This is a genomic window from [Mannheimia] succiniciproducens MBEL55E (genome assembly GCF_000007745.1).
GTDB lineage: Bacteria > Pseudomonadota > Gammaproteobacteria > Enterobacterales > Pasteurellaceae > Basfia > Basfia succiniciproducens.
Genome location: NC_006300.1, coordinates 2,263,077 through 2,288,855, shown reverse-complemented (window position 1 = coordinate 2,288,855; position 25,779 = coordinate 2,263,077). Strand labels below are relative to the sequence as shown.

Here is a 25,779-nt window from a genome sequence, read left to right as displayed (position 1 = left end):
GCATGACAGATAAAAAACGTATCACAATCGACCCGATCACCCGTATCGAAGGGCATTTACGTATCGATTGTGAAATTGAAAACGGTGTGGTGACTAACGCCTGGTCAACAGGAACAATGTGGCGCGGCATGGAAAATATAGTTAAAGGCGCCGACCCTCGTGATGCTTGGATGATTATGCAGCGTATTTGCGGCGTATGTACCACTGTACACGCTATTCTCAGCGTACGTGCGGTGGAAGACGCCGTCGGCGCAAAAGTGCCGTTAAATGCGCAATATATCCGCAATATGATTTTAGCCGCTCACAGTATTCACGACCATATTGTGCACTTTTATCAGCTTTCTGCAATGGACTGGGTAGATATTACCGCCGTATTAAAAGCAGATCCGGAAAAAGCGGCAAATATGCTGAAAGGCGTTTCCAGCTGGGGTTTAAACAGTGCTAATGAATTTCGTAATGTACAGACTAAAGTGAAAAAATTAGCCGACAGCGGGCAACTCGGTATTTTTGCAAACGGCTACTTCGGGCATCCTGCAATGAAATTAAGTCCGGAAGTCAATTTAATTGCCGTCGCCCATTATTTGCAAGCCCTTGAATGCCAACGCGATGCCAACCGGGTCGTAGCGTTACTGGGCGGAAAAACACCGCACATTCAAAATCTAGCCATTGGCGGTGTAGCTAACCCGATTAATTTAGATTCTCAAGCCGTACTCAATCTTGAACGATTAATGTATGTAAAATCCTGTATTGACCGTTTAAATGATTTTATCAATCAGGTTTATAAAGTTGATACCGCTATTTTTGCCGCTTATTATCCGGAATGGTTAAATTTAGGTAAAACCTCGGGTAATTATTTGGCGGTTCCCGAATATCCTGTTAATGCCGAAAATTCGGAATTTGCTTTAACCGGCGGTTATTTACAAAACTTTGATTTGAACACTTTCCGCCCGATCACTCAACAAAAAGATAATTTTGTCGTTCAGGGCATTAAAGAAAGCGGTAAACACGCCTGGTATGAAGATGACGAAGCGCTGGCTCCATGGGCAGGTTTAACCCGTCCGAAATATACCCAATGGGATGAAAACGGCAAATATTCTTGGGTAAAAGCGCCGTCATTCTATGATGATGTGGTGGAAGTAGGTCCGTTAGCTTATTTGTTAACTAACCTTGCGGCAAAAAATGAAGTAACAACCAAACACTTTAATGAATTGAAATCAATTTATGATCAATTGGCAGGTCGCAATTTGGAAATTAATGATTTGCATTCAACCTTAGGGCGTATTATCGGCCGTACGGTTCACTGCTGCGCATTAAACGAAATATTAACCCAGCAATGGCAATTATTAGTGAATAATATAGGTAAAGGCGACACCATCGCCTATTTAAAAGCCAATATTCCGGAAAACGGCGAATTCCGCGGTGTTGGTTTTGGGGAAGTACCGCGCGGTATGTTATCTCACTGGGTGGTGATTAAAGACGGTAAAATCGAAAATTATCAGGCAGTTGTACCTTCAACCTGGAACTCAGGCCCGCGTAACCAACATGATGCCTTAGGACCATACGAACAATCTTTAATAGGTACACCGGTGGCGGATCCGGCTAAACCGTTGGAAGTGGTACGAACCATTCATTCCTTCGACCCTTGTATGTCCTGCGCCGTTCACGTCGTGAATACGGAAACGGGCGAAACCACGAAAGTGAAGGTCTTATAATGAAGCCGTTAATTCTGGGTGTGGGTAATATTTTACTCAGCGACGAAGGCATAGGCGTAAGAGCCGTACAACATTTAGAAAAAAATGCGAATTTTACACCGCACTTTGATCTTGTTGACGGCGGTACTTGCGGTATGGAATTACTTGACGTGATGGCAAATCGCGATTATTTAATTATTATTGATGCGGTGATTGCCGGCAAGCGGCCCGGTGAAATAGTCGTTCTGAAAGACGAACAGGTACCGGCGCTTTTTTCGCGCAAAATATCGCCGCACCAATTAGGTATTTGTGATGTATTATCGGCCTTAAAACTAACCGACGAATATCCCAAACATCTTTGTCTTATCGGGATTCAGCCCGAATCCCTTGAGTCTCACATAGGTTTAACAAAAACCGTTGAAAATGCAATGCCGGCTGTTTTTCAGTGTTTGGCGCAACAATTAACCGACCTGGGTCTACCTTCTCCCGTAATTAATTAGGAATATCATGTATAATCATAACGAAAATCAGGAAAATTCCACCGCACTTTTAGAACTGATTGACGGATTTGAACAAAATCCGGCTGAACTATTTCAAACAGAAATGGAAAAAGTTGCGGAAAATATGAAAGACTTACCTTTTTATCGTGAGGATATTCCCTGTTTCTGTCCGAAATTCGTGCAATTCGAAAATCAATGGATTGGCATGGCGCTTACTCCCTGGATGTTAAGCGTTTTAGTGCTTCCCGGTCCGAATCAGCAATGGAAAGCGCGCACGGTAGGTGACAAAATTGCTCTTGCATTTCCTTATAAAACCCTGAATTTTACGGTAAGCAGTCTGGATAATGTTCCGCAATATTTAAGCTGTTCGTTACATTCGCCTTTAGAAGCGAATTTGAGTAAAGAGCATGCCGTTCAGTTAACCAAAGACTGTCTGACTATGCTGCTATCCCTGCCAATAAAACAAAAGGCGCCGTCGGATCTAAACCGTCGTAATATGTTCGGCGCAATGTTAAAATAACCGCAATATAATAAAAATAAGTAGGTGTGATATGTGTTTAGGCGTTCCCGGACAAATTATTGATGTCGGCGAAGATGGCTTTCAGCCTGCAGTTGTTGATGTTTGCGGCGTACAGCGCGAAGTAAATATTTCGCTGATTTGTGAAAATAATACAACGGACTTGCTGGGTAAATGGGTTTTGGTTCACGTAGGCTTTGCCATGAGCGTTATTGACGAAGAAGAGGCAAAACAAACTTTAAGTGCGTTAATGACTATGAGCCAATTAGATCATGAAGTCGGTGATTTTGCCGGTTTAAATAAAAATTAACAAAAAACAGACCGCACTTTTAACTAAATTACGGATAAAAGTGCGGTCAAAAAATCATAAATTTCAGTAATAAATAAGGCGTTGAATTCAACGCCTTATTCGCTTTTATTAAAGATTAAACGGTTTGACGTAAGGCAGCATACCCTTATCTAACATATCGACGATACCGCTATGTTGTTCGTTACCTAAACCGCGCAATTCAAAAGTAATACCGAAACTATTATCATAAATAGTGTCTTTATTGGCGCTATAAGTATAATTCGATTTACTGACCAAATGACGTCTTGCGCCTACTCCGACAGACCAACAACAGGTGTTATATTTAATACCCGCATATTCTTCCACCAGTTTGTTTAGCGCAATATCATGATAATAACGCCCTACTAAAACCCAATTATCGGAAACTTCCCAGGCAATAGTCGTACCTATTTGTTTAATATCCTGGTTATAACGATTCGCTCCCGAAGTGAGATTTTGGTCAATATAAGCCTGACTTGCATAACGATAGTTTAATTGAATCAGATTATTTTTTTCAGGATTATATTCCAATGTCGTATTTGCCAATGAGGTTTCGTTTAAACGTGTATCATATTGATAGCTACCGCGCCAGTTCCATTGATCGCTTAATTTCCAGTTGCTTTCCAAAGCCCATGAAGAAGCACGGCCTGAAGTACTATGATCCGAATTATTGTCAATGCGGGAATCGTTCAGATAAAGAATTTGTCCTAAAGATAAATTAAAACGTTCGTTTGCCTGCTCATCATAAAAACGGGTCGTACCGCCCAAAGTGAATTGATTTGCCGAAGCAATTCTGTCTAAACCGCTATACCGGCGATCACGAAATAAGGAAAAATAATCCTGTTGTAACAAAGCGGAATCATAACCGTAACCTAAATATTCGGTGTTACGTTTTGAACCTATATTACTTTGATCACGATACGGACGATATAAATATTGCAAATGAGGCTCGAGAGTTTGGGTAAATCCGTCAACAAAGGTTTTATCGCTTGCCAACACGGTTTGTAAATCCACCTTAATTTGCGGAATCATACGATTTACCGAACGATCTATATCCTCCGCTCGAGCGCTACTGCCTTTACGTTGTTCATAATGCGTGGCGTAAAGTTTGGTCTCCACATTCAAACTTCCGTATTGATTAGACATAGGTAAATTTAAACTCGGTTCCGCATGATAACGCCATGCAGTCGGCATCAATGTACTATCATTTTCAAATCGTACCGCCTGGGCGAAAAGTTTGAAATCAAGCAATCCTTGTGCCAAATCGTTTTGGTAATAATTGAAATCTATTTGCGGTAAAGCTTTATAAGGACCGACGGAAACTTCATCAAAAACCTGATATTGTTTAGCGGAAATAGCAAAATTATAGTTTGGTTGGAAATAAGCTAAACGAGCTGTTTGCGTTGCATATCCGTCGGTACTGCTACCGTAATCGGAATCAAAATCGCTGAAATAACGTTTATCGCTTACTTTTGTATAATTAACGTTTAGGCGCCAGTTATCAAATAACTTGGCATTGTGAGCCCAATAAAATAAATGCCGGGATTTGTTGTCGCCGATATAATCCTTATAACGATCATCACCAAGATATTCCCCGGCTATTTTACCTTCGCCTATTTCATTCAAATAACGGAATTCGCCGTTCATTTGCCAGCCGCGGTGAGTCATATATTTAGGTGTGAAAGTCGCATCATAATTTGGTGCAATATTCCAATAGATCGGTTGCGAATACCAATATCCGTCACGGCTGGAACTTCCAGCACTAGGAATTAACAAACCGGAACGACGGCGATCGCCGATAGGTAGTTGCAAATAAGGCGTATAAAAAACCGGTACGCCGGCAACTTTAAAACGCGCATGCCACATTTCGGCATACTCTTCCTTAATATACTGCTTCATTTCTTTCGCTTCGATTTGCCATGAATTATCATTCGGCAGACAAGAAGTAAAGGTTGCATTATTCAATAAACGATAGTCTTCCCTTACTTCCGCAGATTGTGCGCTACCGCGTCCCTGACGGCCTACAAATTGATAATCGGCATTTTTAACGTCCGTATCCTTGGTATTTAAATGCACTTTTGCATCGTCACCGGTCAAATTGATTATATTATCTTTATAATCAAAGCCGCCTTTTGCGTAGGCGTAACGTTGAACATTTTCATCTTGTCCGGACTGGATAATCTCGGCAGTCTCGGTAATCAAATGACGATTCCCCTGTTTTATATCCACATTGCCTTGATAAACACCTTTTGTAGGATGATTAAGTTCGGCTTTATCCGCTTCAATATAAACGGGCATTTCATTCGCATTACCCTTGACCACTTCACCGGAAAACTGCGGCACGCCGGCTAAACATTGTTGCTGTAAATCAGCAAAACCTGCCGTACTATAAAGTGCGGTAAAAATAGAGAAAGAAATTAAGCTGTAATAATTTTTCTTCATTAGTAAACCATATTTTAGCTAAAATTGTTGAGATTATACTCTAAAAAAGATCTTTTATATAGAGAATTAAATTTAACCAGCTTAGCTTATTTATGCTTACAAAAACAATCATTTATATGATCATCCACTAATCCCATGGATTGCATAAAGGCATAACAAGTGGTTTCTCCCACAAAAACAAAGCCCCGTTTTTTCAATGCTTTTGACAACGCTTTCGAACATTCGGTTTTTGCCGGAACGGCAGTTAAATCAGGGCAATCATTAATTTGAGGTTGATTATTCACGAAACTCCATACAAAATTACTGAAATTTTCACCGCACTTTTCCATCAATAAATAAGCCTTGGCATTTTTTACTATAGCCATTAACTTCGCACGGTGTCGGATTAATCCTTTATCCAGCATTAATTTATCAATATCCTGATCGGTCATCCGAACAATCTTTTCCGGACAAAATTGATGAAAAGCCCGACGATAATTTTCCCGTTTTTTTAATACCGTAATCCAGGAAAGCCCCGCTTGTTGTCCTTCCAGACAAATTTTTTCGAATAACTTACGGCTGTCAAATTCCGCTTTTCCCCATTCGTTATCATGATAATCTCTATAAAGTTGAGATCCTTCCGCCCATGGACAACGTTTTTTCATTTATATCTCCGTAATGCTTACATTTGTGATCTAAATCACTGAACTAAATATCAATACGACCTATCATAATTAATTCAAGATATGATCTATTAACATTAAAGAAAAAATCCATACTTCATGCTAGAGAATATGTGATATTGTATTGAAAAAGAATTAATTCACAACGAAATAGAGGAAAATTATGACTACACAACTTGATGCATTACGCAATATGACTGTGGTGGTTGCCGATACGGGTGATATCGAAGCAATCAAAAAATATCAACCGCAAGACGCAACAACAAACCCGTCTCTTATTCTTAGTGCTTCAGCATTACCCCAATATGCCTCGTTAATTGATGACGCGATTAATTATGCGAAAGCAAAAAGTACCGACAAAGCGCAACAACTCATTGATGCGGAAGATAAATTAGCGGTTAATATCGGTCTGGAAATTTTAAAAATCGTGCCGGGACGTATTTCTACCGAAGTAGATGCACGTCTTTCCTATGACACGGCGGCAACCGTTGAAAAAGCCCGTAAGTTAATCAAACTTTATAATGAAGCCGGTATTAATAATGATCGCATTTTGATCAAAGTCGCTTCTACATGGCAAGGTATCCGTGCGGCGGAAATTTTAGAAAAAGAAGGTATTAATTGTAACTTGACCCTTTTATTCTCTCAAGCTCAAGCACGCGCCTGTGCCGAAGCCGGCGTTTATCTGATTTCACCTTTTGTGGGCCGTATTCTTGACTGGTACAAAGCAAATACGGATAAAAAAGAATATGTTCCAAACGAAGACCCGGGCGTTATTTCCGTAACAAGTATTTATAACTATTACAAACAATACGGGTATCAAACCGTTGTAATGGGTGCGAGTTTCCGCAATATCGGCGAAATTACCGAGTTAGCGGGTTGCGATCGCTTAACCATTGCACCTGCTTTATTAAAAGAATTACAAGAAAGCAATGCAGACTTACCGCGTAAACTCGATTATAAAGGTGAGGTCAAACCAAAACCGGCACCATTAACAGAAAGTCAATTCTACTGGGAACATAACAACGATCCGATGGCGGTTGATAAATTAGCCGAAGGTATCCGTAAATTTGCTGCGGATATTGAAAAACTGGAAGCAATGCTTAGTACAAAACTTTAATCTAAAGTTTATAAAAATTTAATCAGGCACGATGTAAAAATCGTGCTTTTTTTATTTTAGATTGTGGATAACTTACTAAGAAAATTGTAAAAAACTTGTATTTAATCTATTAATAAGTTTAACTCTTAATTAATCTGTGGATAACTAGATGTGTTATACACAGGTTATTTTACATCTAAGATCGAGATCTTCACATTTTGTAAAATGATCTAACTTATTTATTTTATTATAAAAAAGGATCTTATAAACAGGATCTGTTCCCCCTAATAATATTAATAATAAGATCTTTATATATAAATAAGATCTTTATTTATTAGCAATGATCTTTTATCTCCGGTTTTAAAAGGATCTTTACAAATTTTCTTTAAAGCACTTGTAAATTTCAGTAGAATAGCTCGTTATTTTCAAAAAAGATCAAATTTTGCTAATCCTCATTTATTAGCATTCTAAAAGTTAAGGTTATTATGTTTTATTCTGAGAATTATGACGTTATTGTTATTGGTGGCGGACATGCGGGAACAGAAGCCGCACTTGCTCCCGCCCGTATGGGATTGAAAACCCTTTTGCTGACTCACAATATAGATACTTTAGGTCAAATGTCTTGTAATCCAGCTATAGGTGGGATTGGTAAAGGGCATTTAGTAAAAGAAATTGATGCTATGGGCGGTTTAATGGCAACCGCAGCTGATCAGGCGGGAATTCAATTTAGAACCTTAAACAGCAGTAAAGGCCCAGCAGTGAGAGCAACCCGCGCGCAAGCGGATCGCGTTTTATACCGCCAAGCGGTAAAAGTAGCTCTGGAAAATCAACCTAATTTGGATATTTTCCAGCAGGAAGCCACAGATATTTTAATTGAGCAGGATCGAGTCACCGGCGTAGCTACGAGAATGGGATTAAAATTTAAAACAAAATCGGTTATTCTAACGGCAGGTACCTTCCTGGGCGGAAAGATCCACATAGGTTTGGATAATTATACCGGAGGCCGGGCGGGTGATCCCGCCTCTATCGCTCTGGCGGATCGTTTACGTGATCTTAATTTGCGTGTAGCCCGTTTAAAAACAGGAACTCCACCGCGTTTGGATGCAAGAACTATTAATTTTGATATTCTGGCAAAACAACATGGTGATGCGCAATTACCGGTATTTTCTTTTATGGGATCTGTGGATCAGCATCCCCGTCAAATTCCTTGCTTTATTACTCATACCAATGAACAAACTCATGAAGTGATCCGTAATAATTTGGATCGTAGCCCGATGTACACCGGTGTGATAGAAGGTATAGGTCCTCGTTATTGTCCTTCTATCGAAGATAAAGTTATGCGATTTGCGGATCGTAATTCCCATCAGATTTATTTGGAACCGGAAGGTTTAACTTCACAGGAAATTTATCCGAACGGGATATCTACCAGCTTGCCTTTTGATGTGCAAATGAAGATTGTTAATTCAATGGTTGGTTTGGAAAAAACCCGAATTGTCAAACCGGGTTATGCCATTGAATATGATTTCTTTGATCCGCGTGATTTAAAGCCGACATTGGAAACGAAAGCCATTAAAGGTTTATTCTTTGCCGGGCAAATTAACGGAACGACAGGTTATGAAGAAGCGGCTTCCCAAGGTTTGTTAGCGGGCATTAATGCCGGTTTATTCGTACAGGAAAAAGAAAGTTGGTTCCCGCGCCGTGACCAGGCTTACATGGGCGTATTGGTGGATGACCTTTGTACCTTAGGTACTAAAGAACCCTATCGTGTGTTTACATCCCGCGCGGAATATCGTTTATTATTACGTGAAGACAATGCGGATAGCCGTTTAACTCCGATAGCTCATGAATTAGGATTAATAGACGAAAATCGCTGGGCGCGTTTTAATCAAAAAATGGAAAATATTGAGCGGGAACGCCAGCGTCTACGCAATATTTGGATTCACCCTCGTTCAGAACATTTGGATGTGATAAACGAAGTGTTAAGCAGTCCGTTGGTTCGTGAGGCTAGCGGCGAAGATTTGTTGCGTCGTCCGGAAATAAATTACCAAATTTTGACCGCACTTGATTTATTCAAACCGGCAATGGATGATAAAGAAGCTGTTGAACAAGTGGAAATAGCCGTAAAATATCAAGGTTATATCGAACATCAGCAAGAAGAAATTGAAAAACAAAAACGCCATGAAAATACGGCAATTCCGGACAATTTCGATTATACATTGGTTGCAGGTTTATCTAATGAAGTGCGTGCAAAGTTAGAACAACATCGCCCTGTTTCTATCGGACAAGCTAGTCGTATTTCCGGCGTAACACCTGCCGCTATTTCTATTTTATTGGTTAATCTTAAAAAACAAGGAATGCTTAAGCGTGGTGAATAAGCTTGAACAAGAGCTTACTCAAAAGCTCGAAATTTTGCTAAAACAGACCGCACTTTCTATATCCGATCAGCAAAAAAATAAGCTTGTTCAACTGGTGTTGTTACTTAACAAATGGAATAAAGCTTATAACCTTACTTCCGTACGGGATCCGATGGAAATGCTGATTAAGCATATTTTAGATAGTGTGGTAGTAAGTCCTTATTTACAAGGTGATCTGTTTATTGATGTGGGAACAGGCCCCGGTTTGCCCGGTTTACCTTTAGCTATTATTAACCCGGATAAAAATTTTGTATTGCTCGACAGTCTCGGAAAACGCATCAGTTTTATCCGTAATGCGGTGCGTGAGTTAGAATTATCTAATGTTGTTCCGGTATTAAGTAGGGTGGAAGAATATATTCCCGATCATAAATTTGACGGTATATTGAGCCGAGCTTTTGCCATTTTAAAGGATATGACGGATTGGTGTCATCATTTACCGAATGAAAAAGGCTTGTTTTATGCGCTGAAAGGCGTTTATCAACAAGAAGAAGTGATGGATATGAGCAATAATTTTCAGGTTATTGATGTTATAAAATTGCATGTACCTGAACTAATTGGTGAACGTCATTTAGTTAAAGTTAAAAAAATGTAAAATTTATGATTTATTTGCGTTTTTTTCACCTTGTTTGAGTTGGAATAAAACGGAAATATGCGTATAATCAATACGCTTTTATATGTAAAAAGGGTTATGTCGAGAATAATTGGGCAAGCAAAACGGAAATATAAAAAAACATTTGTTAGCGAATTCGGACTATTCATGTTTTTTTGTTTAATTCTGTTACCGTGGCAATGGCAAAGTGCGGTTAGTTTCGGTCTTGGTTTTTTATCTGCCTTTTTACCTTTTGTTGTATTTGTTTTGATAGTTTTTTTCAGAAAACAAATCTACTCAAATCAAATGACTACGTTTTATCGTGGTGAAGCGATCAAATTCGCATTGACGATAATATTCGTTATTTTATGTTTTAAATTATTTATATTAATGAATTTTATCGTTTTTTTTATAGGCTATTTTGTAGCCCTTATACTTAACAATGTTTTACCCCTTATTTGGGAAAATAAAATTAAACCGTAATCGTCAGAGGATTTATTATGTCTGGACAAACGACTTCTGAGTATATTGGTCACCATTTGCAATTTTTGAAAACAGGGGATTCCTTTTGGAATGTGCATATTGATACTCTGTTTTTTTCTGTCTTAGCGGCAATTATTTTTCTGGCGGTATTTCGTTCCGTAGCAAAAAAAGCTACTTCGGGTGTTCCGGGTAAATTGCAATGTATGGTCGAAATTTTAGTGGAATGGATTAACGGTATTGTAAAAGAAAACTTCCATGGTCCGCGTAATGTTGTAGCTCCTTTAGCGTTAACCATTTTTTGTTGGGTATTCATTATGAATGCCATTGACTTAATTCCCGTTGATTTTCTTCCACAACTAGCCGGTTTATTCGGTATTCATTATCTCAGAGCCGTGCCTACCGCCGATATAAGCGCAACATTAGGCATGTCTCTATGCGTATTTGCTTTAATCCTTTTCTATACGGTGAAATCAAAAGGCTTTGGCGGATTGGTGAAAGAATATACTCTTCATCCTTTTAATCACTGGTCTTTAATTCCTGTAAATTTCGTGCTTGAATCCGTTACTTTACTGGCTAAACCTATTTCATTGGCATTCCGTTTATTCGGTAATATGTATGCGGGGGAATTAATATTTATTCTTATCGCCGTTATGTATTCCGCCAATGCTGCTATTGCGGCATTAGGTATTCCTTTACATCTTGCCTGGGCTATTTTCCATATTTTAATTGTCACCTTGCAGGCCTTCATCTTTATGATGTTGACCGTGGTGTATTTAAGTATTGCTTATAACAAGGCGGAACATTAATTTTTAACTAACCCCGGCCTTCGGGCTAATTCCTTAACTTAATGGAGAACATTATGGAATCTGTAATTACAGCAACAATCATCGGTGCGTCAATTCTTCTTGCATTCGCTGCACTGGGTACCGCAATCGGTTTTGCTATCTTAGGCGGTAAATTTTTAGAATCTTCAGCTCGTCAACCTGAGCTTGCATCAAGCTTACAAACTAAAATGTTTATCGTTGCGGGTCTTTTGGATGCTATCGCAATGATCGCTGTAGGTATTTCATTATTATTCATTTTTGCAAACCCATTCATCGGTTTATTACAATAATTGTCGATAGGTTTTTAGCTGAATTTGCTCTTTTGAGTAACCGACAATATTAACAGAGGAGGGTGTTGTGAATTTAAATGCAACATTAATTGGTCAACTTATTGCTTTCGCATTATTTACATGGTTTTGCGTAAAATTTGTTTGGCCGCCGATTATTAAGGCTATTGAAGAACGTCAAAGTTCTATTGCTAACGCTTTGGCATCGGCTGAAAAAGCAAAACAAGATCAGGCAGATTCTCAAGCCGCAGTTGAGCAGGAAATTCTGGCGGCAAAAGAAGAAGCGCAAAAAATTATTGATTTAGCAAATAAACGTCGTAATGACATTCTTGAAGAAGTAAAAACGGAAGCGGAAAATCTGAAAGCGACCATTATTGCTCAAGGTCATGCGGAAGTGGAAGCGGAACGTAAACGCGTTCAGGAAGAGTTACGCGTGAAAGTTGCGTCACTGGCTATTGCCGGGGCGGAAAAAATTGTTGGTCGTACTGTGGATGAAGCGGCAAACAACGACATTATTGATAAATTAGTTGCAGAACTATAAGAAGGTTGAGCTTATGTCAGAATTAACTACGATAGCTCGCCCTTATGCCAAGGCAGCGTTTGATTTTGCCGTGGAACAATCGGCTACTGATAAAAGTGCGGTAGAAAAATGGACGGAAATGTTGGGTTTTGCGGCACAAGTAGCCGACAATGAGCAAATCCGGGATTTTTTTGCCAATACTTTTTCAGTTCAAAAAGCCGCTGACGCGATGGTTTCAATTTGTGGCGAACAACTTGATCAATACGGGCAAAATCTGATTAGGTTAATGGCTGAAAATAAGCGTTTAACGGTGCTTCCCGCAGTATTTGACGAATTTCAACGTTATGTGGAAGAACATAATGCAACAGCGGAAGTTCAAGTCATCTCGGCGCAACCATTAAATGCAACACAAGAACAAAAAATTGCAGCCGCAATGGAAAAAAGACTTGCTCGTAAAGTTAAATTAAATTGCAGCGTAGATAATTCTCTGCTTGCAGGGGTTATTATTCGTACCGACGATTTTGTGATTGACGGCTCAAGCCGCGGACAACTCAATCGTTTGGCAAACGAGTTGCAATGATAAGAGGAATTCAAAATGCAACTAAATTCAACAGAAATTAGTGAATTGATTAAAAAACGCATTGCCCAGTTTGATGTAGTGAGCGAAGCTCGCAATACCGGGACAATCGTTTCAGTGAGTGACGGAATTATCCGTATTCACGGTTTAAGTGAAGTGATGCAGGGGGAAATGATTGCACTTCCTACCGGTCGTTTTGCGATGGCATTAAACTTAGAGCGTGATTCTGTCGGCGCGGTGGTAATGGGTCCTTATACGGATCTTGCCGAAGGTATGGAAGTACAATGTACGGGCCGTATTCTGGAAGTGCCGGTAGGTCGCGGTTTATTAGGTCGTGTGGTCAATACTCTTGGTCAACCGATTGACGGTAAAGGTGAAATTAAAAATGACGGATTTTCTCCGGTAGAAGTGATTGCGCCCGGTGTTATCGATCGTAAATCGGTAGATCAACCGGTACAAACCGGTTATAAAGCCGTTGACTCTATGGTGCCTATTGGTCGCGGACAACGCGAATTAATTATCGGTGACCGTCAAACCGGTAAAACCGCTCTTGCTATTGATGCAATTATCAACCAACGGGATTCCGGCGTTAAATGTATCTATGTGGCGGTTGGTCAAAAAGCTTCAACTATTGCTAACGTGGTACGTAAATTGGAAGAAAACGGTGCGTTAGCGAACACTATCGTGGTAGCCGCATCGGCATCCGAATCCGCCGCATTACAATATTTAGCGCCGTATGCGGGTTGTGCCATGGGTGAATATTTCCGTGATCGCGGTGAAGACGCTTTAATCGTTTATGACGATTTATCCAAACAAGCGGTTGCTTATCGCCAAATTTCATTATTATTACGTCGTCCGCCGGGTCGTGAAGCTTATCCGGGTGATGTATTCTATTTACACTCGCGTTTACTTGAACGAGCTGCACGGGTTAATGAAGAATATGTTGAAAACTTCACTAAAGGTGAAGTGAAAGGTAAAACCGGTTCTTTAACGGCGTTACCTATCATTGAAACTCAAGCGGGTGACGTTTCGGCATTCGTTCCTACTAACGTGATTTCTATTACCGACGGTCAGATTTTCTTAGAATCCAACCTGTTCAACGCCGGTGTTCGTCCTGCGGTAAACCCGGGTATTTCGGTATCTCGTGTAGGTGGTGCGGCGCAAACTAAAGCGGTGAAAAAATTAGCCGGCGGTATCCGTACTGCGCTTGCTCAATATCGTGAACTGGCTGCTTTTGCTCAATTTGCTTCGGATTTAGATGATGCGACACGCAAACAGTTATCTCACGGTGAAAAAGTGACCGAATTGTTGAAACAGAAACAATATGCGCCGTTATCGGTTGCTGAACAGGCGGTAATTTTATTTGCCGTTGAATTCGGTTATTTAGATGATGTGGAATTGAATAAAATTGCCGATTTTGAGACCGCACTTTTAGATTACGCAAATCGTACTAATACCGAGTTTATGCAAGAGTTAACGAAATCGGGCGATTATAACGATGAAATTAAAAATACGTTAAAAGGTATTTTGGATAATTTCAAAGCGAATAATACCTGGTAATAGTTCGGAGAAAGACAATGGCTAGCGGAAAAGAGATAAAAACCAAAATTGCCAGCGTACAGAGTACGCAGAAAATTACCAAGGCAATGGAAATGGTGGCTACGTCGAAAATGCGTAAAACGCAGGATCGCATGGCAGCCTCTCGGCCTTATTCTGAAACCATCAGAAATGTAATCAGCCACGTGTCTAAAGCGAGTATCGGTTATAAACACCCGTTTTTAGTTGAACGCGAAGTGAAAAAAGTGGGTATGCTTGTGATTTCAACGGATCGCGGTATGTGCGGCGGTTTGAATATTAATTTATTTAAAACCGTGTTGAATGAAATCAAAAAATGGAAGGAACAAGGTATTACGGTTGAAGTCGGTGTGATCGGTTCAAAAGGTATTGCTTTCTTCCGTTCTTTAGGTTTAAAAATCAGAGCTCAACATTCGGGAATGGGTGATAATCCATCTGTGGAAGAATTACTTGGTATTGCAAATGATATGTTTGATGCCTATAAAGACGGCAAAATTGACGCCTTGTATTTAGCGCATAATCAGTTTATCAACACAATGTCGCAAAAACCAAGTTTTGCACAGCTTGTACCTTTACCCGAATTGGATACCGATAATCTAGGCGAAAGACAACAGGCTTGGGATTATATTTACGAGCCGGATCCAAAAATGCTGTTAGACAGCTTACTGACTCGTTATTTGGAATCTCAGGTGTATCAATCGGTGGTTGATAATTTAGCTTCGGAACAGGCGGCTCGAATGGTGGCAATGAAAGCGGCAACGGATAATGCGGGTAATTTAATTAATGACCTGCAGTTGGTGTATAACAAAGCCCGTCAAGCAAGTATCACAAATGAATTAAATGAAATTGTTGCGGGCGCCGCAGCAATTTAATGGAGAAAAGCGGTAATGTCAGCAGGAAAAATTGTACAGATTATCGGTGCGGTAATCGACGTTGAATTCCCAGAAAATGCAGTACCAAAAGTTTACGACGCATTAAAAGTTGCGGAAGGCGGTTTAACCCTTGAAGTGCAACAACAATTAGGTGGCGGTATCGTTCGTTGTATCGCAATGGGTTCTTCCGACGGTTTAAAACGCGGTTTAAGTGTCAGTAATACGGGGAAACCTATTTCCGTACCCGTAGGAACTAAAACTTTGGGCCGTATTATGAATGTACTTGGAGAACCGGTAGACGAACAAGGTCCAATCGGCGCAGAAGAAGAATGGGCTATCCATCGTGAAGCGCCAAGTTACGAAGAACAATCAAACAGTACTGAACTTTTGGAAACGGGTATTAAAGTTATCGACTTGATCTGTCCGTTCGCTAAGGGTGGTAAAGTAGGTCTGTTCGGTGGTGCGGGTGTTGGTAAAACCGTTAACATGATGGAATTAATCCGTAACATCGCAATCGAACACTCGGGTTTCTCCGTATTTGCCGGTGTAGGCGAACGTACTCGTGAAGGTAACGACTTCTACCATGAAATGACGGATTCTAACGTATTGGATAAAGTATCACTGGTGTATGGTCAGATGAATGAGCCGCCGGGTAACCGTCTACGCGTGGCTTTAACAGGCTTAACTATGGCGGAAAAATTCCGTGATGAAGGCCGTGATGTATTGTTCTTCGTGGATAATATTTATCGTTATACTCTTGCCGGTACAGAAGTATCCGCATTGTTGGGCCGTATGCCTTCTGCGGTTGGTTATCAGCCGACGTTAGCGGAAGAAATGGGGGTATTACAAGAACGTATTACATCCACCAAAACCGGTTCCATTACTTCTGTGCAGGCGGTTTACGTGCCGGCGGACGACTTAACCGACCCGTCTCCTGCAACAACTTTTGCTCACTTGGACTCAACCGTAGTATTAAGCCGTAATATCGCATCTTTAGGTATTTATCCGGCTGTTGACCCGTTAGATTCCACTTCACGTCAGCTTGATCCGCAAGTAGTTGGTCAAGAACATTACGATGTGGCGCGCGGTGTACAGGGTATTCTACAGCGTTACAAAGAATTGAAAGATATTATTGCGATTCTTGGTATGGACGAGCTTTCGGAAGACGATAAATTAGTGGTAGCGCGTGCGCGTAAAATTGAACGTTTCTTATCACAACCGTTCTTCGTTGCTGAAGTATTTACCGGTTCACCGGGTAAATACGTATCATTGAAAGATACCATTCGTGGTTTTAAAGGTATTCTTGAAGGCGAATACGACCATATTCCGGAACAGGCGTTCTATATGGTAGGTTCAATCGAAGAAGTTGTTGAAAAAGCGAAAAATATGTAATCACTTCAACTGATTACCAGATTGAAGGAGAACACATATGACGACATTTAATTTAACTATCGTAAGTGCGGAGAATAAAATCTTCGAGGGCGCTGTCAAAAGCGTACAGGCAACGGGGATCGAAGGCGAACTAGGTATTTTAGCCGGGCATACTCCATTGCTTACGGCAATCAAACCGGGTATCGTTAAATTTACTTATAACGACGGTATTGAAGAAGTTATTTACGTTTCCGGCGGGTTTTTAGAAATACAGCCGAACATAGTAACCGTACTTGCCGATGTGGCGATCCGTGGTTCCGATCTCGATCAAGATCGTATTCTTGCAGCGAAGAAAAAAGCGGAAGACAATATCGTGGCGAAATCAGGCGATCTCAACCACGAAATGCTTACTGCAAAACTTTCGAAAGAACTTGCGAAACTGCGTGCTTACGAACTGACCGAAAAATTAGTGAAAAACAAACGCTAATTTTAACCGCACTTAAAGCCGTTCCTATTATTCGGAACGGCTTTATTTTTAGGCGTTTGTTTTCTATTTTTAACAGGAAATTAATATGCAATACAAAGCCATTTTCAGCGATATAGACGGGACTTTACTGAACAGCCGGCATCAGATTAGTTCAAAAACCGAATCCGTCATTAAATTAGCCGTTAGCAAAGGTATTCCCTTTATCCCTGTTTCCGCTCGTCCGCCTTATGCTATAACCCCTTATACCGAACAGTTACAAACTAACCAAGGAATTATTTGTTACAGCGGCGCGTTGATTTTAGATAAAAATCTGCGGGAACTCTATAGCGTTCAAATAGATCAGGCTGATTTAGCGGCACTTAATCAAATTCTTGCGGATTATCCGTATCTATCAATAAACCATTACGCCGCTTTAGACTGGTTCTCTAATGATTTGGATAATTATTGGACAAAGCAGGAGGCTGATATTACGGGTTTATTTCCAAAACAAACACCTTCCAATCTTACAAAAGTACATAAAATTTTAGTAATGGGCGAGGCGGATAAAATTAAACCCCTTGAGCAAAAACTTAAACAAAAATTACCGCACTTGAGCATTCATCTTTCTAAACCCGAATATATTGAAATCATGAACAAAGCGGCAACCAAAGCGAAGGCTATCGGTTTTATGGAACGGCATTTACATGTTAGTGCCGATGAAGTAATTGCTTTCGGCGATAACTTCAACGATTTGGATATGCTTGAATACGCGGGTTTAAGTGTTGCTATGGGCAATGCGCCAGACGAAATCAAACAAGTTGCCAAAAAAGTGACGGCAAGTAATGATGAAGACGGAATCGCATTAGTACTAAATGAAATATTTAACCTTTAACTTCTTTTTAAAAAAGAATCTTTATATGTTTTCGAAAATTATCAATACTTTTATTATTTGTTTCACGCTATGCGGTTGTTCTTTGATTAATAATGCGCTGGAAGAAATGCAGAAAAATATTGATAGCAATCAGCAACAAATAAACAGCATGAAAAAAGTGGCGATTATTTATAATGCAAAAGAAATTGAAGCTATTGTTGTAACGCCAGCAAAATATGCGAATAAATCTCCTTTGATCGAATCAATAAAGAAAAACTATGAAATAAAAACGCAAAACTATACGTTACAATTTAATGAAAAAGTAAAAGCCGAACAGGAAAAATCTTCTATCAATCAATATTTTGCTCATGAATTGTCAAAAAAAATAGAACAAGCTGGCTATCAGGTGACTTTAGTTGATAAGGCGGATATGACTAATTTGAATGCATATTTAGCCAAAACGCCAAAAATTGACGGTGTAATTAAGTTAAATATCATGCTTGGTTATACAAGTCCGGATAATTCATTTTTATTTGAACCTTCCACACTTATTAATTATGAAGTCTATAACAAAACCGCTCAACGCTTGAGTCATGGTAAAGTCGGCGCTATCGGCGGCTGGATTAGTGATAAATACATGACTTTTAACGGATTATATGAAGATGCGGACAATGCGCGGGCTAAATTGAAAAAATATTTAATGGACAATTTAGATTCAACCGCTCAAGAAATACTAAAAGTGACAGTATCTAATCTTAATTGATAGTTGATTATGTGATAGTAAAATCACTAAAAGTGCGGTAAATTTTACCGCACTTTTTTATGGTAAGAAATTTATTATGAACCTTAATAACCCGATTAAATCAGGATTTAAATCCGATTTAAAAAAATCTACAGGTAAATCCGCCTTTTATAACAAAAAAAGAAAAAGTGCGGTGAGTTTTCATCAAAATTCTGTAACCAAAAGACAGAAATCTAAACAGCTCGCTTTTTCCGAAACGCAGGTCATTCTGTTTAATAAACCTTTTGATGTATTAACGCAATTTACCGATGAAAACGGACGAGCCACCTTAAAAGACTTTATTCATATTCCTGATGTTTATGCGGCGGGACGGCTGGATCGCGATAGCGAGGGGTTACTTATTTTAACGAATAACGGTGAAATCCAGCACCGTTTGGCGGATCCTAAATTTAAAATGGAGAAGACTTATTTTGTTCAGGTTGAAGGCGAACCGACGGAAACGGATTTGGCAAAATTACGTCAAGGCGTTGAGCTTAAAGACGGTATGACCCGTCCGGCAAAAGTGCGGTTGATTGCACAACCCGATTTTATTTGGCAACGCACACCGCCTATTCGAGAAAGAAAATCCATTCCTACCAGTTGGCTTGAAATAAAAATTAGTGAGGGCAAAAACCGCCAGGTTCGTCGTATGACTGCCAATATCGGCTTTCCTACACTGCGTTTGATTCGCTATGCCGTAAGTTCATTCACATTGGATAATTTAGCAAACGGAAGTTATCGGCTATTGACCGACAATGAGTTAGAACGTTTATATAAAACATTAAAATTAACTAAGGAATAATTATGCTGAAACCTCATGTAACAATGGCTTGTATTGTGCATTGCAAAGGTAAGTTTTTGTTTGTGGAAGAAATTGAATATGGTAAACGCACCTTAAATCAACCGGCCGGGCATCTGGAAGAAAACGAAACCATTCTTGAAGGTGCAAGCCGGGAGCTTTATGAAGAAACGGGTATTCGGGCAAAAATGCAGCATTTAGTGAAAATTTATCAATGGCACGCACCGCGCAGCCAAAAGGATTATTTACGTTTTGTTTTTGCGCTGGAATTGGATGATTGGGCTGAAATTACTCCGCATGATTCCGATATTACACAGGGGTTTTGGCTGACTTTAGAAGAATTTAATTATTATATTCGGCAAGAAAACCAATGTGCCCGCAACCCGTTGGTGACAGAGGCCCTTGAAGATTATTTAGCCGGTTCCCGTTATCCTTTGGATATACTGACTTTATTTAATAATTAATAATAAAAAAATAAAAACCCGGCATAAACCGGGTTTTTATTGAATGTTAAATCAGCTTTGTTTCTAATTAACGATAAGGTTGATCTAAAGGCACTTCCGCATCAGGTTCGTGCGTGATACGGTTACGTAAATCGCGACGAATAACCTCAATTGACCAGAACCAGAATACGTGACCGACGATTTCCGACACGTGTTCGAACCATGGCCATTCGGCTACCGGCGGAGTTAAGCCCATTGCCGGGAACACAATGTAGTGAACAACAACACAAGCGATTAAACCTGCACCGATACCTTGCCAGAATTTAATTTTAGGAAATACTTCGGCAACTAAGCAATAACCGATAGCAAATACTAAAGAGAAAGTGATGTGAGTTACGCCAATCCAGTTAAACGCTTGGTCTGCAAACATAAATGCAGGTGCGGTAGGATCGATACCGAAAACATCGCGTAAGAAAACGTGCGGTGGGTTTAAGAATGCACGGGAACATTGTTGTAACGCTTGATCCATTACGATTGCGCCGGAATTTAGCGCATCTAAAACAGGTTGCGGACAAGCAGCCGTAAATAAATCAATTGGACTACGTGGTGGGAATGGGTGTTCTGCCCCCCATTTTACGAATGCCGAAATTAAACCGCCGATAATACCGGCAAAAATAGCTACGCCATAACGACGACGACCGGGTTGAGTGAATAAGCCTGCCATATTAAGCTCCGAGATTAAGAATTAAATTATTTTCAGCATTGAACTGAAAAATAGCTTTTTATTTATTATACCCGCACAAAAACTGAGTTAATAAATTGTTGTTAATTTTAAGAGTTGACACGTTTTAGTCAAGTTATTTTAGCAGTATTTTAACCTTAAAGTAGTATTTATAAGTCAAAAGCTTCAGTATCTCGCAAAATATGTATATTACCTTTACGGCGCAAATATCCGCTACGATCAAAATATTCCATCAATTGTACGGCTAATTTGCGTCCTATCTGTAATTCGTCACGTAATTGATTAACGGATACGGCTCCATTTTGTTCGATCATTTGTTTTATTAAACGGGCATAACCGTAAATATGTTCCGTTAAGAAAAAACGATCTTTTACTACCGCCGTTAAAAAACCTAACTTTCCTGCTTTATAAAGGAAATTACGCATAAGAGTTTCATCAAATCCAAGATTTTGAGCAAGGTCACGTACCCAAAGCGGTTGACCTTTTTGTTTTTCAAACTCATCCAGTACGAGTTGCCATAATCCGCGTTCTTCCGTTGAAAATTGGATTTTATGTTCCGCCAAATGCAGCCAACCGCGGGTTTGTTGTAATTTTCCCTGTTCAAGTAATTCATCAATAAAATGATAAATTAATTTTTCCGGTTGGTTCAGAGCCGCAATGCGGTATAACCGGGCTTTTCCCAAACCTAACTGATCTTCGTGTTGATCATGATAAAACGAAAGTGCGGTCAAAATTTTATGATTTTGCCGGTGTTGGTAATTTTGATTAAAACACCAATGCTGGAATCTAATATCATTATTTTTATTAATAATTTCATTAAGTTGTAATTCAGTAAGTTGTTCTATCCAGGTAATTGCCCGGGCTTCTACCGCTTTATCCTGCAAATACAGAGCAATGCGCTCATCCGCCGAATGAGCTTGTTGTAATTGTACCAGCCATTGCAGACGTTGTTCCGAACGTTTATGCCGCTTAGGCGAATTAATTTCCAATACTTTACCGCCGCCCACAAGCTGTTTGGCATCTCCGCTACGTAATATTATTCGATCTCCATAAGCTAAAAATAAGGGGTTATCTAAAATTAATTCGGCGAAAGTTTGTTGTCCCGGATAAATTGCTTTTTCTATTAATAGGGCTAGTTTGCCCGTTGTACGAGACGCGGCGTGATAAACGTGTACCGGCTGATTTTCCGTTAAGGATGTTTCAGCAGTAAGTTGAATTGTAAAGCGTTCCGTCGGCTCAAAGGGGGCTTGCGAAAAAAACCAATCGCCCCGTTCAATCTGGGTTCGGTCTAAATCCGCATTAATATTCAATGCTAAACGCTGGCCGGCAAGTCCTTCGGTATTTTGTCGGTTTTGCGCATGAATATTTTTCACCCGTACTTTCCCGCCGTTAGACAGATAAAGCTCGTCATCAATTTTCACTTTACCGCTAAATGCCGTACCCGTGACCACAGTTCCTGCGCCTTTCACGGTGAAAATACGGTCAATGGCATAACGAAAGGGTTTATCTTTATCCGCAGGATTTGGAAGTGCGGTTAAAAATTCCCGTAATTCCGCTATGCCCCGCCCGTTGACGGCGGAGGTGACAAAAAAGGGGCTTTCTGCTAAAAAAGGGTAATCTGTCAGAATTTTAGTTTTAAGTTCGTCAATTTTAGCTGAACTTGCACGATCGGCTTTGCTGATTACCACCATTATTTTCTCAATTTGTAACAAGCGCAAAATGGCTAAATGTTCTTTCGTTTGCGCCTGAATGCCTTCATCCGCCGCCACAATCAACATGGCATAATGGATACCGCCTAACCCGGCCAGCATATTTGCTAAAAATTTTTCATGGCCGGGCACATCAATAAATCCGAGGATTTTATCTCCCACCGGCAAATAGGCATAACCTAAATCGATGGTCATCCCACGTTTTTTTTCCTCGGGCAAATGAGCTGTGTTCATACCGGTTAAGGCTTGTAAAAGAGCGGTTTTTCCGTGGTCAACATGACCGGATGTGACAATAATCATCTTATTGGTCCTGATTTAGTTCTTCTAAGGTTATAAGCAAGGTTTCAATAGCCGTAACAGAACGCAAATCCAGCCGGATTTTGTCGTTTTCTACCCGTGCTATAATCGGGGTTGAAAGTTTTTTGAAACGGGCTAAAAGTGCGGTCAATTTTTCCGAATTTTTTTCGGCAATAGTCACTGCAATAGAGGGAATTTTTGCCATAGGTTGCGAACCACTACCTATTTGCGCCAAACTTGATTCGATTTGCAGTAAAAAATCATCTTTCAGTAAATTTTCCAGTTTTGCTTTTAATTGTTCCGCTTGCTGCCTTAATTGTTCGAGCGGTTGCGTAAGTAAACGCAAACTTGTGAGTTTTTCCGTTAATTTTTCCGGTTGCAGATATAAACGCAAAGTGGCTTCCATAGCAGCCAGAATCACTTTATCGCAACGTAAAACCCGTTTTAACGGATGAGATTGTAACTGTTGAATCAGTTCTTTTTTTCCAACAATAATTCCCGCCTGCGGGCCGCCCAGCAGTTTATCGCCGGAAAAGGAGATTAAATCCGCACCTTGTACTAATTTTTCCTGCACCGTAGGTTCTTTTGGCAAATCGTAGCGGGATAAATCCGTCAGCGCGCCGCTGCCAAGATCGGTAACCACGGGAATATTGAATTCTTTACCTAATTCCACTAATTCCTGTTCGCTTACTTCGCAGGTAAAACCGCAAATCTGATAGTTACTGCTGTGAACTTTCATTAACAATGCGGTATTTTCATTGATTGCCCGGCGATAATCGTTTAAATGGGTACGGTTTGTAGTGCCGACTTCCACCAGTTTGCAACCTGCCTGCGCCATAATATCGGGAATGCGGAAAGCCCCGCCGATTTCAATTAATTCTCCGCGGGAAATAATCACTTCCTTGCCTTGGGCAAAAGTCGCCAGCATTAACAGCACCGCTGCGGCATTATTATTCACCACACAGGCTGCCTGTGCGCCGGTGAGTTCATGTAATAATTCGCTGACATAATTATCTCGATGGCTGCGTTTGCCCGCCTCTAAATCGTATTCTAACGCCACATTTTGGCGCATAGCGGTCAGCGCCGCCTGTTGTGCGGATTGCGCCCACAAGGCGCGCCCTAAATTAGTATGCAGCACCGTACCCGTCAGGTTATGAACGGATTTTATTTTAACTTGCTGTTGGTTGGCTAAATAGCGGTTAACTTCGGCGATTGTATGGTTAAAGTCCGTGAAAAAGTGCGGTAATTTTTTTTCAATTTTTATTTTTTCACGGGCTTGAGCGAGTAGATGACGGCAACAATTCACTACCGCGCTATGTCCAAATTCAGTTACAAGCTGTTCGCCTTGAGGCGTTTTGAGAATTTTATCCACAGAGGGCAACTGTTGAAAAAGTGCGGTCATTTTTTTTCCTTTTTTGTTTCAGAAACGAATGTTTGTATTTTAAGTTGTATTTTACAATTAAGCTATCCCGGATTTTATTCCTTGAATAATAGAATAATTTAAGCTAAAGTTTTCAACGCAATCCGGAAGGTCGTCGTGTCCGGTGATGCGGCAGGACTTCAAATCCTGTTAGGGCTGCCAGCAGTCCTGGGTGGGTTCGACTCCCATGACCTTCCGCCAATTCTTATTTCTTGTCTTTAAATTCTTTTCAAAAAATCAAAATAATTATCATTTTAAATAACTTGTTGATTTTACAGGGTTTCTATATTTTGATATGTATCAAAGCACCAATACTTATTAGGGGCTAGACTAAAAAAGATTCTAGTCTGTGTGGGGTGTTATATGGGAAATTCCAACGGATTAGTTGGGAAGAAGCGCTGGATACTATCGCCGATAATCTTAAACGAATAGTAAAAGATTACGGTAATGAAGCGGTTTATAACAATTACGCTACAGGTATTGTGGGCTATTAGCGAATTTCGGCGATTACCGACCCCATTATACAGCGGTTCTTTATGTACTTGGTACTTTTTTGGCGACAATTATTGTGATTTACCAAGGTTTCGGATTAAGCCAAATTCATAGCTCGGCACAACAGGCGGTCGCCCTTGTACCGGATTTTGCCGTAAACCAGGTGATTCGTCTTTGTCTTTTAGCGGCTGCCGGTATGGTACTGCTCAAAAGCAAACAGCCTTTATTGTTAAGCATTGCGGTTATTCTGGCGTTATTTGCGGAAATGATTGGGCGTGAATTATTTTATTCGTTACATATGACGGTAGGCATGGCATAGCAAGTTAAAAACGTGGTAAAAAACACCGCACTTTTATCTTTAAAACAGCAGAAAAGTGCGATGAATTTTAAGGAAATTTTGATGGATAACGCATTACTTCAATGGATATCAACCGGCGGTCGTTTACTTGGCGCGGTTTTTTATTATGAGCCTAAGGATAAGCGGGTTCAGCCCGTTTTAGACTTTTTCCGACAGCCGGATTGGACAAAAGATTGGGCAACGTTAGCCAATCCCGCGTTAATTAACGCCTTAATAGAAAAAAGTGCGCAGCAGGATTTATCTCAGGCGTACCAATATTTATTTATCGGCCCGAACGAATTGCCGGCACCGCCTTGGGGATCGGTTTATTTGGATAAAGAATCGGTGATTTTCGGCGACTCTTTATTGGCATTACGTGATTTTTTAACCGTCCATCAAATTGAATTTATCCAGACCCAAAACGAACCTGAAGATCATCTTGGTTTAATGTTAATGCTCGCCGCTTATTTGGCGGAAAACAAACCCGAATTGTTAGAAGAATTTTTGACCAAGCATCTATTTAGCTGGGTTTATCGTTGCCTGGATTTGATTTTTGCACAAACCGATTATCCTTTTTATCAGGCAATGGCGTTGCTTGCCCGGCAAACCCTAAAAGGTTGGCAACAACAGCTTGATCTTCAGGTTGATCAACCGCAACTTTATCGGTGACCGCC

At 40.2% G+C, this 25,779-nt stretch carries 27 protein-coding genes, 1 tRNA gene and 1 pseudogene; 24 read left to right on the top strand and 5 right to left on the bottom strand.

The window, feature by feature from the left end; translation table 11 throughout:
* The first annotated feature begins 2 nt into the window (after positions 1-2).
* From hybC to hybG, 4 genes are read left to right on the top strand one after another with little or no spacing between them, the layout of a single operon-like run.
* A complete protein-coding gene (gene hybC, locus MS_RS10745) occupies positions 3-1,712 on the top strand; it encodes a hydrogenase 2 large subunit (RefSeq protein WP_011201506.1) in 1,710 nt (569 codons plus the stop codon).
* Positions 1,712-2,191, top strand: coding sequence for a HyaD/HybD family hydrogenase maturation endopeptidase (locus MS_RS10740; protein ID WP_011201505.1), 480 nt, complete (start codon positions 1,712-1,714; stop codon positions 2,189-2,191). The genes hybC and MS_RS10740 overlap by 1 nt, the downstream gene beginning before the upstream one ends.
* 7 nt (positions 2,192-2,198) lie before the next feature.
* Positions 2,199-2,711, top strand: a complete 513-nt coding sequence (gene hybE, locus MS_RS10735; protein WP_011201504.1) for a hydrogenase-2 assembly chaperone — start codon at positions 2,199-2,201, stop codon at positions 2,709-2,711.
* A 31-nt stretch (positions 2,712-2,742) separates the two neighbouring features.
* Positions 2,743-3,018, top strand: a complete 276-nt coding sequence (hybG, locus tag MS_RS10730) for a hydrogenase maturation factor HybG (protein ID WP_011201503.1) — start codon at positions 2,743-2,745, stop codon at positions 3,016-3,018.
* A gap of 108 nt (positions 3,019-3,126) precedes the next feature.
* Here the strand turns inward: hybG and lptD are convergent, their stop codons facing one another.
* Together lptD and MS_RS10720 are read right to left on the bottom strand one after the other, a co-directional pair.
* A complete protein-coding gene (lptD, locus tag MS_RS10725; protein WP_011201502.1) occupies positions 3,127-5,478 on the bottom strand; it encodes an LPS assembly protein LptD in 2,352 nt (783 codons plus the stop codon).
* 86 nt (positions 5,479-5,564) lie between these two features.
* Positions 5,565-6,122 carry a DNA-3-methyladenine glycosylase I gene (locus MS_RS10720; RefSeq protein WP_011201501.1) on the bottom strand — a complete coding sequence of 186 codons (558 nt, stop codon included), beginning with the start codon at positions 6,120-6,122 and terminating at the stop codon, positions 5,565-5,567.
* Positions 6,123-6,303: 181 nt separating this feature from the next.
* Here MS_RS10720 and tal point away from each other — a divergent pair, with 181 nt between their 5' ends.
* The 16 genes from tal (at position 6,304) to MS_RS10640 (ending at position 20,129) form a co-directional block, all read left to right on the top strand.
* Positions 6,304-7,257 carry a transaldolase gene (gene tal / locus MS_RS10715; RefSeq protein WP_011201500.1) on the top strand — a complete coding sequence of 318 codons (954 nt, stop codon included), beginning with the start codon at positions 6,304-6,306 and terminating at the stop codon, positions 7,255-7,257.
* Positions 7,258-7,721: 464 nt separating this feature from the next.
* Complete coding sequence (gene mnmG, locus MS_RS10710; RefSeq protein WP_011201499.1) at positions 7,722-9,611, top strand: tRNA uridine-5-carboxymethylaminomethyl(34) synthesis enzyme MnmG; 1,890 nt, start codon at positions 7,722-7,724, stop codon at positions 9,609-9,611.
* Positions 9,604-10,242, top strand: coding sequence for a 16S rRNA (guanine(527)-N(7))-methyltransferase RsmG (gene rsmG / locus MS_RS10705; RefSeq protein WP_102030696.1), 639 nt, complete (start codon positions 9,604-9,606; stop codon positions 10,240-10,242). The genes mnmG and rsmG overlap by 8 nt, the downstream gene beginning before the upstream one ends.
* Before the next feature lie 96 nt (positions 10,243-10,338).
* Positions 10,339-10,722 carry an ATP synthase subunit I gene (locus MS_RS10700; protein WP_041640290.1) on the top strand — a complete coding sequence of 128 codons (384 nt, stop codon included), beginning with the start codon at positions 10,339-10,341 and terminating at the stop codon, positions 10,720-10,722.
* A gap of 17 nt (positions 10,723-10,739) precedes the next feature.
* Complete coding sequence (gene atpB, locus MS_RS10695) at positions 10,740-11,528, top strand: F0F1 ATP synthase subunit A (protein WP_011201497.1); 789 nt, start codon at positions 10,740-10,742, stop codon at positions 11,526-11,528.
* Between the two features lie 53 nt (positions 11,529-11,581).
* Entirely contained in the window at positions 11,582-11,836 is a 255-nt protein-coding gene (gene atpE / locus MS_RS10690; protein ID WP_011201496.1) for a F0F1 ATP synthase subunit C, read from the top strand.
* Positions 11,837-11,903: 67 nt separating this feature from the next.
* Positions 11,904-12,374: a F0F1 ATP synthase subunit B gene (atpF, locus tag MS_RS10685; RefSeq protein WP_011201495.1), complete on the top strand. Its 471-nt coding sequence runs from the start codon at positions 11,904-11,906 to the stop codon at positions 12,372-12,374.
* A gap of 13 nt (positions 12,375-12,387) precedes the next feature.
* On the top strand, positions 12,388-12,933 hold the full coding sequence (gene atpH / locus MS_RS10680) for a F0F1 ATP synthase subunit delta (protein WP_011201494.1): 546 nt from the start codon (positions 12,388-12,390) through the stop codon (positions 12,931-12,933).
* Between the two features lie 15 nt (positions 12,934-12,948).
* Positions 12,949-14,490 carry a F0F1 ATP synthase subunit alpha gene (gene atpA, locus MS_RS10675; RefSeq protein WP_011201493.1) on the top strand — a complete coding sequence of 514 codons (1,542 nt, stop codon included), beginning with the start codon at positions 12,949-12,951 and terminating at the stop codon, positions 14,488-14,490.
* Positions 14,491-14,507: 17 nt separating this feature from the next.
* Entirely contained in the window at positions 14,508-15,377 is an 870-nt protein-coding gene (gene atpG, locus MS_RS10670; protein ID WP_011201492.1) for a F0F1 ATP synthase subunit gamma, read from the top strand.
* A 15-nt stretch (positions 15,378-15,392) separates the two neighbouring features.
* The gene (gene atpD, locus MS_RS10665; protein WP_011201491.1) at positions 15,393-16,769 is read left to right on the top strand and encodes a F0F1 ATP synthase subunit beta; all 1,377 of its coding nucleotides are present in this window, start codon (positions 15,393-15,395) and stop codon (positions 16,767-16,769) included.
* Positions 16,770-16,806: 37 nt separating this feature from the next.
* Positions 16,807-17,235 carry a F0F1 ATP synthase subunit epsilon gene (locus tag MS_RS10660; RefSeq protein WP_011201490.1) on the top strand — a complete coding sequence of 143 codons (429 nt, stop codon included), beginning with the start codon at positions 16,807-16,809 and terminating at the stop codon, positions 17,233-17,235.
* An 85-nt stretch (positions 17,236-17,320) separates the two neighbouring features.
* Positions 17,321-18,106 (top strand): Cof-type HAD-IIB family hydrolase, encoded by a 786-nt coding sequence (locus MS_RS10655; protein ID WP_011201489.1) that lies wholly within the window; start codon positions 17,321-17,323, stop codon positions 18,104-18,106.
* Positions 18,107-18,212: 106 nt separating this feature from the next.
* Entirely contained in the window at positions 18,213-18,848 is a 636-nt protein-coding gene (locus tag MS_RS10650; RefSeq protein ID WP_142999802.1) for a hypothetical protein, read from the top strand.
* A 76-nt stretch (positions 18,849-18,924) separates the two neighbouring features.
* Positions 18,925-19,668 carry an rRNA large subunit pseudouridine synthase E gene (locus tag MS_RS10645; RefSeq protein ID WP_011201487.1) on the top strand — a complete coding sequence of 248 codons (744 nt, stop codon included), beginning with the start codon at positions 18,925-18,927 and terminating at the stop codon, positions 19,666-19,668.
* A gap of 2 nt (positions 19,669-19,670) precedes the next feature.
* A complete protein-coding gene (locus MS_RS10640; protein WP_011201486.1) occupies positions 19,671-20,129 on the top strand; it encodes an NUDIX hydrolase in 459 nt (152 codons plus the stop codon).
* Positions 20,130-20,196: 67 nt separating this feature from the next.
* Here MS_RS10640 and MS_RS10635 read toward each other — a convergent pair whose 3' ends face one another.
* The 3 genes from MS_RS10635 to selA form a co-directional block, all read right to left on the bottom strand.
* A complete protein-coding gene (locus tag MS_RS10635) occupies positions 20,197-20,832 on the bottom strand; it encodes a YagU family protein (RefSeq protein ID WP_011201485.1) in 636 nt (211 codons plus the stop codon).
* Between the two features lie 167 nt (positions 20,833-20,999).
* Positions 21,000-22,859 carry a selenocysteine-specific translation elongation factor gene (selB, locus tag MS_RS10630; protein WP_011201484.1) on the bottom strand — a complete coding sequence of 620 codons (1,860 nt, stop codon included), beginning with the start codon at positions 22,857-22,859 and terminating at the stop codon, positions 21,000-21,002.
* Between the two features lies 1 nt (position 22,860).
* Positions 22,861-24,258, bottom strand: a complete 1,398-nt coding sequence (gene selA, locus MS_RS10625; protein ID WP_011201483.1) for an L-seryl-tRNA(Sec) selenium transferase — start codon at positions 24,256-24,258, stop codon at positions 22,861-22,863.
* A 124-nt stretch (positions 24,259-24,382) separates the two neighbouring features.
* Between selA and MS_RS11175 the strand changes: the two genes are divergently transcribed.
* The 4 genes and pseudogenes from MS_RS11175 (at position 24,383) to dmsD (ending at position 25,774) form a co-directional block, all read left to right on the top strand.
* A tRNA-Sec gene (locus tag MS_RS11175) sits at positions 24,383-24,477 on the top strand.
* Between the two features lie 155 nt (positions 24,478-24,632).
* Positions 24,633-24,770 (top strand): molybdopterin-dependent oxidoreductase, encoded by a 138-nt coding sequence (locus tag MS_RS11125; RefSeq protein WP_011201482.1) that lies wholly within the window; start codon positions 24,633-24,635, stop codon positions 24,768-24,770.
* Positions 24,771-24,802: 32 nt separating this feature from the next.
* Positions 24,803-25,087, top strand: a pseudogene (locus MS_RS10620) (DmsC/YnfH family molybdoenzyme membrane anchor subunit); the annotation flags it as partial.
* Positions 25,088-25,168: 81 nt separating this feature from the next.
* The gene (gene dmsD / locus MS_RS10615) at positions 25,169-25,774 is read left to right on the top strand and encodes a Tat proofreading chaperone DmsD (RefSeq protein WP_041640285.1); all 606 of its coding nucleotides are present in this window, start codon (positions 25,169-25,171) and stop codon (positions 25,772-25,774) included.
* Positions 25,775-25,779: the final 5 nt, after the last annotated feature.

Bases quoted from the DNA above. Each gene is read 5' to 3' on its own strand.
- MS_RS10645 (WP_011201487.1), top strand. From the start codon at position 18,925: ATGAACCTTAATAACCCGATTAAATCAGGATTTAAATCCGATTTAAAA.
- MS_RS10740 (WP_011201505.1), top strand. From the start codon at position 1,712: ATGAAGCCGTTAATTCTGGGTGTGGGTAATATTTTACTCAGCGACGAA.
- lptD (WP_011201502.1), bottom strand. From the start codon at position 5,478: ATGAAGAAAAATTATTACAGCTTAATTTCTTTCTCTATTTTTACCGCA.
- atpD (WP_011201491.1), top strand. From the start codon at position 15,393: ATGTCAGCAGGAAAAATTGTACAGATTATCGGTGCGGTAATCGACGTT.
- hybC (WP_011201506.1), top strand. From the start codon at position 3: ATGACAGATAAAAAACGTATCACAATCGACCCGATCACCCGTATCGAA.
- MS_RS10700 (WP_041640290.1), top strand. From the start codon at position 10,339: ATGTCGAGAATAATTGGGCAAGCAAAACGGAAATATAAAAAAACATTT.
- selA (WP_011201483.1), bottom strand. From the start codon at position 24,258: ATGACCGCACTTTTTCAACAGTTGCCCTCTGTGGATAAAATTCTCAAA.
- atpA (WP_011201493.1), top strand. From the start codon at position 12,949: ATGCAACTAAATTCAACAGAAATTAGTGAATTGATTAAAAAACGCATT.
- atpE (WP_011201496.1), top strand. From the start codon at position 11,582: ATGGAATCTGTAATTACAGCAACAATCATCGGTGCGTCAATTCTTCTT.
- MS_RS10650 (WP_142999802.1), top strand. From the start codon at position 18,213: ATGCAGAAAAATATTGATAGCAATCAGCAACAAATAAACAGCATGAAA.
- selB (WP_011201484.1), bottom strand. From the start codon at position 22,859: ATGATTATTGTCACATCCGGTCATGTTGACCACGGAAAAACCGCTCTT.
- MS_RS10660 (WP_011201490.1), top strand. From the start codon at position 16,807: ATGACGACATTTAATTTAACTATCGTAAGTGCGGAGAATAAAATCTTC.
- atpB (WP_011201497.1), top strand. From the start codon at position 10,740: ATGTCTGGACAAACGACTTCTGAGTATATTGGTCACCATTTGCAATTT.
- MS_RS10720 (WP_011201501.1), bottom strand. From the start codon at position 6,122: ATGAAAAAACGTTGTCCATGGGCGGAAGGATCTCAACTTTATAGAGAT.
- MS_RS10635 (WP_011201485.1), bottom strand. From the start codon at position 20,832: ATGGCAGGCTTATTCACTCAACCCGGTCGTCGTCGTTATGGCGTAGCT.
- MS_RS10655 (WP_011201489.1), top strand. From the start codon at position 17,321: ATGCAATACAAAGCCATTTTCAGCGATATAGACGGGACTTTACTGAAC.
- MS_RS10640 (WP_011201486.1), top strand. From the start codon at position 19,671: ATGCTGAAACCTCATGTAACAATGGCTTGTATTGTGCATTGCAAAGGT.
- dmsD (WP_041640285.1), top strand. From the start codon at position 25,169: ATGGATAACGCATTACTTCAATGGATATCAACCGGCGGTCGTTTACTT.
- hybG (WP_011201503.1), top strand. From the start codon at position 2,743: ATGTGTTTAGGCGTTCCCGGACAAATTATTGATGTCGGCGAAGATGGC.
- mnmG (WP_011201499.1), top strand. From the start codon at position 7,722: ATGTTTTATTCTGAGAATTATGACGTTATTGTTATTGGTGGCGGACAT.
- atpG (WP_011201492.1), top strand. From the start codon at position 14,508: ATGGCTAGCGGAAAAGAGATAAAAACCAAAATTGCCAGCGTACAGAGT.
- hybE (WP_011201504.1), top strand. From the start codon at position 2,199: ATGTATAATCATAACGAAAATCAGGAAAATTCCACCGCACTTTTAGAA.
- atpH (WP_011201494.1), top strand. From the start codon at position 12,388: ATGTCAGAATTAACTACGATAGCTCGCCCTTATGCCAAGGCAGCGTTT.
- tal (WP_011201500.1), top strand. From the start codon at position 6,304: ATGACTACACAACTTGATGCATTACGCAATATGACTGTGGTGGTTGCC.